The organism is Ruegeria sp. AA3 (assembly GCF_056542905.1).
The window spans coordinates 889,537-900,906 of sequence record NZ_JBQGAQ010000001.1; the positions used below are offsets into that span (position 1 = coordinate 889,537).

Genomic DNA, 11,370 nt, shown 5'->3' on the forward strand with positions numbered 1-11,370 from the left:
CACGTTGCTCGGACGGAGGGGAGCAGCTAGACAACGCGGGGGATCTCACCCCGGCCCGCGCCCGCCGCCCGAGGGGCCATAAAGCCCCCCGGATTCAGCCCGCATTAGGCGGTGCCGAATTTCACCAGCTTGATCGCAGCAAAATCGCTCACGTCCCCGCCGACACGCTTGGTTGCGTAGAACAGGACATGCGGCTTGGCGCTGAACGGATCGCGCAGCACGCGCAGATCAGGACGCTCGGCGATGGTGTAGCCCGACTGGAAGTCACCAAAAGCAATCGAATAGCTGTCGGTCGCTGCATCCGGCATATCCTCGGCAATCAGCACAGGATACCCCATCAGACGCGCGGGCTCGCCGGCAGCCAGACCATCCGACCACAGGAAGCGGCCATCGCTGTCCTTCAGTTTGCGGATCAGACCAGCAGTTTTCGAGTTCATCACGAATGTGCCGTTCACCCGGTACTGCGCGCCCAGCGCGTAGACCACGTCCACAATGGCATCCGCATCAACGCCGCCATCAATGCCCGACGCGACATAACCCAAGCTGTCCCAGCCCCAGCTGCCGTTCTCCATCGTGCGGTGGGTCAGGATACCCTTGGGCTTGTCCACACCATCGCCATTGATGAACGCAGCCGCCTCGGCGCGTGCAAACTTGTCGGCTATACGACCGGCCAACCAGCCTTCGACATCGAACGCACTGTCATCCAACAGGCGCTGCGACGCCTTGGGCAGCGCGCTCAGTTCGTGCAGCGGGATCGAAATCCGATCAATCGATGGGGTCGAGGTCTCAGCCGTGGCCGAGTTCTCATCAGCCCAACCCGCGCCCACATCGGTGTGGTCGATCAGCACGTCGAAAGAGTTCGCCTCGACATTCACCACCGACGCTATCGAGCGGATCGAAGCCGTCGAATTCAGCACCGATTTGATCATCTCAGCCGTCTGCGGATCGACCAGATAGCCACCATCGCTGTTGACCGCCGTCGAAAGCGACTTGGCCTCAATCTCCAGCCCGCGCAGCCCGTCATCCTCGCCCGAACGCACATAGGCGTCGAATGCCTTTTGATGCGGGGCACCGTCCTCGATCGAGGCAGCAAGATGCGGACGCGCCGCGATGGTTGATTTACGATCCAGCATAGTCAGTCGCTCTTCTGTCTGTTGCAGTTTGGTTTTAACTTCAACCTTCAGGCCCTTGAATTCATTCACGAAGCCAGCCATCGCCTGCTTCACCTCCTGAACCAGGGGCGCACCCTCTCCGGTCAAGGCCGGGGTCTTGGTCTTGCTCATCAGCATGTCCTGTTTTTGGGTGGGTTTGAGGCGCGTTAGGTCCGCGCCAGCTCCTGCCGGGCATCATCGAACACCTCGGCAATACTGCGCCAGGTGCTTTCAACGTCAGGCTCAAAACCCTTCGCCGCCACCCGCGCACTGGGCAGCATCGGGAATGTCACCAAGGACACCTCCCACAGCTCCAGTTCGGTCAGGACCCGCTGGCCCTTGTCATTTTTCACGGCCCGCTTGGTGCGATAGCCAATCGACAGGCCGTCCATCGCACCCGCCCGGATCAATTCGGCCGCCTCTCGGCCCTTTTGCGTGCTCTCCAGCAGACGTCCCTTGACCCAAAGGCCCCGGTCGTCCTCGCGCACCTCGTCCCAGACACCGATGGGCTGCGCCGGATCGTGTTGCCACAGCATCTTGACCCGCTGACCCGCCTTGGCGAGACCGTCAAGCGAACCGCGATACGCCCCGCGCTGCACCACATCGCTGCCCTGATCGACCTGACCAAACAGGCTTGCATAGCCCTCGATCACCGCGTCGTCAGTCACCGACAGGCCATCTCCGAACCGTGCGAATTTACGCTCTAATACCATGAACTTCTCCATGTAACATACTGGACTTATGGCGTTACCACCAAGATCGATTGAAAGGCCTGCGCTAGGATTACGGCGACTACGCCGTAGACTGTCAGCCACAGGCGTTTCTCCAGCCGCTCCATCATCTCTTCAATCTGATCCAGCCGCCTGCACAAATGCGCGTGCTGAATCTCGGCCACCCGCTCGTGCGCGGCCAGACGCAGGCCCGGTGCACACTCAAACGGAGGATACCCGTCAGACATCCGCACGCTCCGGCAGGCCCAGCAAGGCACGCTTCTCGGCATCGCTCAGAAAGTCCGCCCTGTTGACCCGTGCCCATTGCGCATCCCGTTCCGCCGACAGCGCAGGCACCTGATCCAGATCCGGCTTCAGCATCAATTCCTCACCCGAGAACCCCGCTAGCCACTCCGAAACCGCCGCCACCCGCGTCACCAGGGGCAGAACGGTCAGGCGGTAAAACGCCCGATTGGCCTCCTGATAGTTCGAATAGGTCGCGTCGCCCTGTATCCCCAGCAACATCGGCGGGACACCGAAGGCCAACGCGATCTCGCGGGCGGCGGCTTCCTTGGTCTTTTGAAACTCCATGTCGGACGGCGAAAATCCCATCGGCTTCCAATCCAGCCCGCCTTCCAGAACCATCGGACGCCCCGCATTCCGCGCCCCGCGATAGTTCTGCTCGATCTCATCCGACAAACGCCGAAACTGATCCTCGGCCATCGCCCCATGGGCATCACCCTTCCAAATCAGCGCCCCCGAAGGCCGCGCCGCATTGTCCAGCAGCGATTTCGACCAGCGAGACGCACTGTTATGCACATCAATCGCCATCGCCGCCGCCTGCATGGGCGAGAATCCATAATGATCATCCTGCGGGTGGAACGATTTGATATGACAGATATTTTCCGCCGCAAACCGGTGCTTCTTGCCGCCCACTGCGTAATCATACGCCTTGGGCCAGCCATCCGCCCCCGGCACCACGCTCATCCGGTCGGATCGCAAGACATGCAGTTCAACCGGCAGCCCCTCATCAGCCTGAACCGCCTCGATATAGGCATTGCCCGACAGCAACAACTGCCCAAACAGAGCTTCCATCAACTCCGCCCGCCCCTGCGCCGCATTGGGACGACGCATCAGCGAAAGGATCGGATGCACATCATAGCGCTGCGCCTGATCCTGCAGCACCAGAGGCAAGGCCGCCGCCGCCTCGGCGATCAGCTTGACCGATCGAAACCCCACCGGGTTCCCCGAAAACCCCGTCCGCGTCAGCGACACCGCATCCCGAGGGCTCCACGCCACGCGCCCGCCTGTCTGCCACGCCACCACAGGCCCCGCCGCGCTCGCCTTCGCCTCGGGCGCTGCCTCAGCCGATCCACGACGCAAGAAATCGAATACCATCTGTGCTCCTTTCTGCCGCCGCTCTGTCCGGCTTGTTGAAAGGAGTTATGACGGAGAGAAGTTTAGGGCTTGGGAATGGGGCGTACTGGGGTTGGGCAACACCTGCACCACTTAGATTATCCCATCAGAACCGATGGTTTTGCCCGTGAAAAAATCGTGTGGGCATCTATCAGCTAGCTTTGTCCAAGGACTTGACCACTGACAGCCACAATGCAAGCGTGTGTCGGTCTTCCATCTGTATCATGCGTTGATGAAGCTCTCGCTCCCTTTTGCCCATGCGCTGATGAAGCGTTCGTTCCAACCAATCGTCATGATCGGAACGCGCATCGTGGATAGCCCTCCCAAAAGCCTTAATCGCGTCTTCCTCGCGATCCAGTTGAGATAACACGATACCTCTTTCGAGTCGGATTACAGACCTCCTTGCCCGTTCCCGCGAAAAAGTATCCATCCATGCTCCGACTGTAATCGAAATAGTGCAGAACCGAAGCTTCTTCTCGCCTACATAGCGGTCATTGAGACATGCTCCGGCAGTCAGACTGGCAGTCACTCCGCTCAGCCAAATGCAAAGAAAAGCCCCGATGACGATGATCCGGACCCGAACTTTTCTGCTCGCAGGCTTCGACTTGTTCTGTTGCCCCATAACGCGTACTATCAATTTGATTAGAAATAGAAAACATAGACAGGAATATTCGCTAAAATTCGACTACTTTCAACGTCGCCTCCCGTAACGACGATCCGTTTTTCGTCAGCTCCAAGAACCCAGCGCAACAAATCCTCGGCAAAACTTCAATTGAGCGCAAGGTACTTTGGTACTATCATGAGCACTAGCACATTGTCCGGATCAAGATATCAGTCAGATAGGGCTCAGAGCGATTGAACGATTTCTAACGCTGAAGCATAGACCCGTTTACAAACTTCTCACCCTAGGCTGCCGATCCCCCCCCGCAGCCCCCACAATCAACTCATGCAGCGCCCAGACCAGCGCATCGCCCTGGTCGGGCGAACCCTGCCTCTAGATCCAGCATTGCAAATTTAAGGTTTAGCGGCTTGCTGGACATTTAACCCAATTCCTTTGCAATCGTCGCCAAGTTCTTGTGATTTCGTGCCATGGCAATTGTCTGCGTTTCACATGCCCCCACGTGTGCTTCAAATTGAAGAGGCCACCCGATGAATGAAAACGAACCTGCACCTTCCGGACACTCCGATACGAACTATAGTTGGACCAAGGAACCTACTGCCGCTGACAAGCACGTCTATGAGGTGTTTGCCTCCAACGTAGTCGTTCTTGTGCAGCTGCTTGATGACTACAAAACAATGATGTCGCCGGATTTCCACGCAAGGCTGTTTTCTTCGCTGCTGACGCTGTCCCGGCTGCTCGGCGAATACGAGGATAATTGGAGTCAAAAGTACCCAATGTCGAGAACCTGATTGCGCCAGTAATCTATCAACCCTCAAAGCGCTCACAAACTCCGCACCCTCGGCCGCCGATACGCCCCTGCAGACCACACCACCGGCTCACGCAGCGCCCAGATCAGCTCGCCGAGGCAGTAGGGTGAGTCCTGCCACTTAAACCCGCGCGCGCTAATCTAACATATCTTAGCTTCCAGCGCGTCCAGCCAGATCATGGGTCAACTGATCACCTCTCTGTCCAATTTTTTGAATGGATTTATCGCGGAAAGCGTTAAAGCCTTGGGATAGGGGTCTAGAGAGCACCAAAAATACCCAAAGTTGATCTCTACTGGGCGCTTCGCAAGCAAATCGCAATCGATCGGGAAGAAACCAAACCCGGTACGCAAGTTTATCAACACAAAGATTCAAGAACTTTTGCTGGTGAGACACTCTGGCCTTACCAAACTAGAACCTTTGCTTCGTTGTTGGATAACATCGGCTTCGCCGCTTTAACCTTCTTGAGATCCGCGATAAGTTCCGGAAAAAGAGCCTTAATTTCCGCTAAGTCCTTGTGACCAAGCTGATCGCCAATAAATAAGCTCTCTGCGACAATCCCATTTGCAAGAACCATTTGATGTTCTTGCAGCAAAATGTGGTGGTAAGTGATTTCGTTGTCGGAACAATCCACAGTGATTCCGGGCAATCCGATCAACGCCTTGGCCGGAACCAAGACTTCTTGTTCACCAAAAAACAGTTCTGCCTGATGACCTTTTATCAACAACCGATGTTGCTGAGATACCTGCAAAGCCCTCTCGTTTTCTAAAGCACCATTCTCTATGATTACTGGCCTAAGCGATGGATTTCGATGGAACATATATCGCGTGACTACTCGACTTCCTTTCCAAAGAATTGGCATTTTGTTGCCGGAAGCGGTTACAACACTGTTCCCCGGTACCAAAGACTCAACCGGCACTTCGCCCTTAGGTGTTTGGATTAGGGTGCCACTTACGAAACAAGGCGGATTACTGGGATCAAGGTCGTTTTCCGTTATTTTCCAGTTACCTGTTCGCATCGGGCCTGTCGGGTTTGCCGTATCGTAAGCATACACCTGCCCCCCAACCTGAATAAACTCGCCAGATTCACCTGTGCCACGATAGTTCCCCTGGCCAAGATAGGTGTATGGTTGGAATGTTTGACCACCGTCGAAAGAAATGGTCGACCCATCAATAATGGCAGGTACCGTGGTGTCCTGTACGATCAGGTCTCCCTGACCGGTTTCATTAACAGTGTGCGCTAATATATCGAACGGCACCAAATTCTCCTTTCGACGTCGATCGCAGAACGGGCGGTGCCATTGTATTCAATAATCTGTATTTCTAAAGATGTAACTCCTGATTCACTTTCAACTTTAAGTCATTGAGCGCGGATTGCCGGAAGCAAGAATACTGATGCGATTACAATGCCCTCACCCTAGGCCGTCGATACACCCCCGCGGGCCCCACAACCAGCTCGTGCAACGCCCAGACCAGCGCGTCGACCCGGTCAGGCGAGCCCTGCCCCTCGAACCCCCGCGCGGTCATCTGGCACATCTGCTCCTCCAGCGCGTCCAGCCCGGCCACATGGCGCACCCGCCCCTGCTCGTACAGCGCCGCCACAGGCTCGGCCCGTGCGAACTTGCCGCGAGACGCCCGCACCGCACGATATGGCACTAGAGGGTCCACCTGCCGCACGACCTCTTCCACCAGTTGCCCGCCCTGATTGACCTCGGCCACCAGCCGTTCGGCCCCAAACTCATCCATCGCGTCAATCGCCGCCTGCGCCCAACCCGCCGGACCAACGCCCTGAACCGTCCGGTCGGCCAGCACAAGGGCGCGCCACTCCTCGGGCGGCCCCTGAACCTGCGCGCCGACGACCACGATCCCGCAGGCATCCGCATCCGACCCCGCCGTCACCGCCGGGTCCAGTGCCACCACGATGCGATCCAACGCGGGCACCTGCGCACAACGCGCCGCCTCCAGCATCGAACCCGTCCACAACGCCCCCTCGGCATCCGACAGCAACACCCCGTCCAACTCCTGCCGCCCCAGCCGCGTGCCTGCATAGCGCGCGCGTACCTCTTCCAAAAAGGAACCCGCCAGATTGGCTCGGTTCGCCTCGGTCGGTGCGTGGGTTTGCACCGTAGAAGGCGATGCCAGAAGCTCCTTCAAAACCGTCACATTGCGCGGCGTGGTGGTCACACAGACCCGCGGCCGCTCGCCTAACCGCAAAGCAAATTGCAGCATATCCCAAGTCTCCCCCGCCTTTTTCCATTTGGCCAGCTCGTCCACCCAGGCCGCATCGAACTGAGGACCCCTCAGCCGCTCAGGATCATGCGCCGAATACGCCTGCGCCTCGGCCCCGTTTGGCCAGACCAGCTTGCGTTCCGACGCCTTCCAGACAGGCCGCCGATCCGGAGGCGAGCATTGCAAAATCCCGCTATCGCCAAAGATCATCACATCACGCACCTGATCAAAGGTCTCCCCGACCAAGGCAACACGACAGGCTTCACCCTTGTCCAATGGCAATGACCCCTCGACCATCGACCGAACCCACTCGGCCCCGGCCCGCGTCTTGCCCGCCCCGCGCCCGCCCATGATCACCCATGACCGCCAGTCGCCCTCGGGCGGCAACTGATGCGGCAGAGCCCAGAACTCGAACAGAAAAGGGAGGGCACACAGCCCCCCCTCCCCGATCTCACTCAGAAATCTGTCCTGCACCGCAGCAGGCGCGGAGGCGAGCCAGCCTGCACCCGATCTCAGATCGTGCCCGATCAAGGTCGAGCGCATAGCCCCCTTGGGCAATTCCGGCTTGTCTGTGATGTTGTTCGACAAAGCTTGTCTCCACTTTCTGGCAACTGCGGATCAGCCCCTCTAGCTGACCCAGTTGCTTGCCTGTTCCGGCAAGGTCTGCATCCTCCCCGGCACCGATCTGTTTTCGCAGTTCTTCCGCTGCCTGGCGCAGATCGCGAATGGACCTCTCAAGCGACACCAACAAGTCAGCCGTCTGAGAAATCCGCTTCTCCGGGGTAATCAAAGTCATGTTTGCGTCTTGACCTCATGCGTAAGTTTTTCCGCACGAGAGAAACGAAAAACGGCCACCGGGTCACCCCGGGGCCGTTGCCCACTTCTTCTAGCATGACACAACCTATACGAGAAACCGCACGCAAAGTCAAGGCTTCATGCAACAGCCGCAACACCCAACGTACTATAAATATTACTTTTTCTTAAACTCTAGCCAAGAACTGGTCCGCCATTCCAGCGTCATCTCAGGCCGATCACTCTATGACACTTGGTAATAACGGCATCAATTCGTAACCTATATGCATCGCGTATCATCTATGGGGCATCGAAACGATGACAGTCGCATTAGATCAAAAGCGTTTCGCTGCCATTTTGGTCATGGATGTCGTTGGGTATTCGCAACTAATTGAGGCGGATGAACTGGGAACCGTGCGAGCGGTGCGGAGTCTACGAAATCGGATCATCCTCCCTGCATTAGAGGCATCGGGAGGGAGATTGGTCAAGACAATGGGCGACGGGTTCCTGGCTGAATTTGGTACAGCAGATGCAGCTATGACTTCGGCGCTCGAGATTCAAAATGCCTGCGTTGAACAAGCACGCGCGGTGCCAGTAGATCGGCGACTATTCCTGCGCATAGGCGCCCATATCGGCAACGTCATTATCGAAGGTGAAGACATCCTCGGCGATGGTGTCAATATCGCTGCCCGCCTCGAAGGACTAGCACACCCAAGTGGCATCGCGGCTTCTTCCGAATTCGCGCATGCCCTACAGAAAGGTCTTGTTGCTCATCTGGATCAGGATGGGCAACACACCGTTAAGAATATCTCGCGCTCACTGACGGTATGGCGTTGGGCAGCGGATCGTGAATTGCAGCATACCGAGCCCAATCAATCTTTTTCCCCGCCAACGGTTGCTGTCCTTGCGTTTCTGGATCACGCTCCTGATCCCGACCAGTCATTCTTTGCCGAAGGTCTCGCCGAAGACATCATCTCTGCTCTGCAACATATGGGCCGCCTCCCTGTTATCGCCAGCGCGTCGAGCCTTATTATCGATCCCGCTCTTTCGCCTCAGGATGCGGCGCGCGTTCTAGGCGCCCGATATTTGGTCAAAGGAACGGTTCGGCGCGCTGGCAAGCGCATTCGGGTTACAGTTGAGCTGATCGAGGGTGACACTGGACATTCACTTTGGTCCGAAAAGTATGACCGTGATTTCAAGGATCTTTTCGGAATCCAAGACGATATCACTTTGCGCGTTGTCACCGCGCTCGATGTGGAACTGGTCGAGGGTGAGATTGACCGCCTGCGCCAGCAGAGACCACGCCACTTGGGCGCTTGGGAACTCTATCTGCGTGGCATGGCAAATCTGCGCAACGCGGCGCTGCAGGACCTCAAAGAAGCGCAAAGGGACTTTTGTGCCGCCATCGATATTGAGCCGGACTATGGCGAGGCCTGGGCGGCTCTAGGTTGGGCCTACCTAAAAGAGTATGGCTTTGGCTTGTCAAAGAACCGTGACACCGCACTCGAAAATGGGTTCGACGCTGCGCGAAAGGCTCTGTCTCTTTCTAAAAAATCACCATTTGCCCATTACGTTATGTCCACAGCCTATGTCTGGCGCGGAGAAAAAGAACTCAGCCTTAATGAGCTTGAGCATGCAATTCGGCTGAATCCCTATTTCACCCGCGCAAGAGTCGCATATCACAACCGAAAGGAATTGGCCGATCCTTCACAGGGATTGGAAGCCGCCGAAGAGATTCGAAAGGCGCTAGCTCTTTCACCGCGTGAACCTGACCGCGCATTTTATTTCTGGTCCATCGCACGCATCAACCTAGTGGCAGGTGAAGCGTTTGATGCACTTGACTGGGCCGATCGCGCTGTCAGCACACGCCCGACCGACGCCAATATGGTGTTTCGTCGTGCGATCTGCCTTGCAGCGCTTGACCGGGTGGACGACGCATCAAAAGCTTTGGTCACGTGCGAGCAGCTTTCACCTGGAAGTGTCGCGCGCCTTAGTAAATGGTGTCCGTATGAGGACGAACGGGACGACATCCTTTTTTCTGGCCTGGTGCGCCACGGGTTAATCGATCGCAGTTAAACCAGTGTTTTACTGTCTCATCTCCGTAATGTTTGCTTGACAATCGTTCTTCCAACCCGCATGTGCCCCTCAAACAGCGCTACCGCGTGAGCATGTGGGCGACACCGCCCCCCAACAGCGCCCGATTCACCCATAGTTCCCCATCACGCAGGGTTCTTGACGCGACAACCAGATGCTGCAGGAAACGCCTGCGCGTCCTGAGGTTTCGCACAACCCCTGCCGGTCGCGGATGCGGCCCATCACGACTTGCCCGATGGCCATTGCCTCGGGCTGTAAAGGATAGTTATTTGTTTGACTTCGACATGCTGGGCCTCGCGCCCGCTCTGAATGATGCGCTCAAACGCGCCAACTTCACTCAACCGACCCCAATCCAGAACCAGGCGATCCCGCTGGCGCTGAACGGTCACGATATCCTCGGCCTTGCGCAGACCGGTACAGGTAAAACACTGGCCTTCGGTCTGCCGCTGATTGACCACCTGCTGGCTCAGCCCGGTAAACCTGCGCCAAAAACCGCCAAGGCGTTGATCCTTGCGCCCACACGCGAGCTGGTTAATCAGATCGCCGACAGCCTGCGCAACCTGACCAAAAAGACCAAATTGCGCGTTGCCACCGTGGTCGGAGGCCAATCGATCAACAAGCAAATCATGTTCCTGTCTCGCGGCACCGATATTCTTGTCGCCACTCCCGGTCGCCTGATTGACCTGATGGATCGCGGCGCGGTCGATCTGGGTTCGGTCCGTCATCTGGTGCTGGACGAGGCGGATCAGATGCTCGACATGGGCTTCATTCACGCTCTGCGCCGCATCGCGCCGGAACTGGGCACGCCGCGCCAGACCATGTTGTTCTCGGCAACGATGCCGAAGCAGATGGAAGAGCTCAGCCAGGCCTATCTGACAAACCCGCAACGGGTGCAGGTTTCGCCTCCCGGCAAAGCGGCAGACAAGATCACGCAGTCGATCCACTTTGTTGAAAAGCCTGCAAAACCCGCCAAACTTCGCGAGATCCTGTCGGCAGATATGGACGCCCTAACGTTGGTCTTCTCTCGCACCAAGCACGGGGCCGAAAAACTGATGAAAGGCCTCGTTGCCGATGGTTTTAACGCAGCCTCAATCCACGGCAACAAAAGTCAGGGCCAGCGTGATCGCGCGATCAAGGCCTTCCGCGCGGGCGAGATTAACGTTCTCGTCGCGACAGACGTCGCTGCGCGCGGCATCGACATTCCGGGCGTGGCTTACGTGATCAACTACGACCTGCCCGAAGTGCCCGACAACTATGTCCACCGCATCGGTCGTACCGCCCGTGCAGGACGCGAGGGCGAGGCCATTGCCTTCTGCTCGGCGGAAGACGTCGACCTGCTGCGTCAGATTCAGAAGCTGATGAAGATCGAAATCCCGGTCGCCAGCGGTGAGATGCCCGAAGCAATCGCACCCAAGAAATCCCCACGCCGTCCGAACAATCGTCGTCGTGGCCCGAAACCTCAGCACTCCGGCGCACCGAAGCCGGGCGGTCAGAAACGCCGCCGTCCACGTCGCGCCAAGGCGGCCTAAACAAGAAACGGCCCGGTCGAATGAC

General features: G+C 57.5%; 11 protein-coding genes. 3 read left to right on the top strand and 8 right to left on the bottom strand.

What is annotated here, in order from left to right; genetic code table 11:
- Positions 1-104: 104 nt before the first annotated feature.
- From ACR0JR_RS04455 to ACR0JR_RS04475, 5 genes are all read right to left on the bottom strand, one after another.
- Positions 105-1,283 carry a phage major capsid protein gene (locus ACR0JR_RS04455; RefSeq protein WP_480455158.1) on the bottom strand — a complete coding sequence of 393 codons (1,179 nt, stop codon included), beginning with the start codon at positions 1,281-1,283 and terminating at the stop codon, positions 105-107.
- 35 nt (positions 1,284-1,318) lie between these two features.
- A complete protein-coding gene (locus tag ACR0JR_RS04460) occupies positions 1,319-1,864 on the bottom strand; it encodes an HK97 family phage prohead protease (RefSeq protein WP_480455160.1) in 546 nt (181 codons plus the stop codon).
- Between the two features lie 26 nt (positions 1,865-1,890).
- The gene (locus ACR0JR_RS04465) at positions 1,891-2,109 is read right to left on the bottom strand and encodes a GTA head formation protein, RCAP_rcc01685 family (protein WP_170489631.1); all 219 of its coding nucleotides are present in this window, start codon (positions 2,107-2,109) and stop codon (positions 1,891-1,893) included.
- On the bottom strand, positions 2,102-3,259 hold the full coding sequence (locus ACR0JR_RS04470; RefSeq protein WP_480455161.1) for a phage portal protein: 1,158 nt from the start codon (positions 3,257-3,259) through the stop codon (positions 2,102-2,104). Before ACR0JR_RS04470 ends, ACR0JR_RS04465 begins: the two co-directional genes overlap by 8 nt.
- Before the next feature lie 169 nt (positions 3,260-3,428).
- Complete coding sequence (locus ACR0JR_RS04475) at positions 3,429-3,899, bottom strand: hypothetical protein (protein WP_480455162.1); 471 nt, start codon at positions 3,897-3,899, stop codon at positions 3,429-3,431.
- A 527-nt stretch (positions 3,900-4,426) separates the two neighbouring features.
- On the opposite strand from ACR0JR_RS04475, the gene ACR0JR_RS04480 reads away from it, so the two are divergent.
- Positions 4,427-4,687: a hypothetical protein gene (locus ACR0JR_RS04480; protein WP_480455164.1), complete on the top strand. Its 261-nt coding sequence runs from the start codon at positions 4,427-4,429 to the stop codon at positions 4,685-4,687.
- 418 nt (positions 4,688-5,105) lie between these two features.
- Here ACR0JR_RS04480 and ACR0JR_RS04485 read toward each other — a convergent pair whose 3' ends face one another.
- The 3 genes from ACR0JR_RS04485 to ACR0JR_RS04495 all read right to left on the bottom strand — a co-directional run bounded on the left by ACR0JR_RS04485 (position 5,106) and on the right by ACR0JR_RS04495 (position 7,726).
- Entirely contained in the window at positions 5,106-5,960 is an 855-nt protein-coding gene (locus ACR0JR_RS04485; protein ID WP_480455165.1) for a Hint domain-containing protein, read from the bottom strand.
- Positions 5,961-6,102: 142 nt separating this feature from the next.
- The gene (locus ACR0JR_RS04490; RefSeq protein ID WP_480455166.1) at positions 6,103-7,473 is read right to left on the bottom strand and encodes a DNA-packaging protein; all 1,371 of its coding nucleotides are present in this window, start codon (positions 7,471-7,473) and stop codon (positions 6,103-6,105) included.
- Positions 7,382-7,726, bottom strand: a complete 345-nt coding sequence (locus ACR0JR_RS04495) for a hypothetical protein (protein WP_170779893.1) — start codon at positions 7,724-7,726, stop codon at positions 7,382-7,384. Before ACR0JR_RS04495 ends, ACR0JR_RS04490 begins: the two co-directional genes overlap by 92 nt.
- Positions 7,727-8,040: 314 nt before the next feature.
- Here ACR0JR_RS04495 and ACR0JR_RS04500 point away from each other — a divergent pair, with 314 nt between their 5' ends.
- Together ACR0JR_RS04500 and ACR0JR_RS04505 are read left to right on the top strand one after the other, a co-directional pair.
- Complete coding sequence (locus ACR0JR_RS04500; RefSeq protein ID WP_480455167.1) at positions 8,041-9,798, top strand: adenylate/guanylate cyclase domain-containing protein; 1,758 nt, start codon at positions 8,041-8,043, stop codon at positions 9,796-9,798.
- A 287-nt stretch (positions 9,799-10,085) separates the two neighbouring features.
- Entirely contained in the window at positions 10,086-11,345 is a 1,260-nt protein-coding gene (locus tag ACR0JR_RS04505) for a DEAD/DEAH box helicase (protein WP_480455168.1), read from the top strand.
- Positions 11,346-11,370 lie beyond the last annotated feature (25 nt).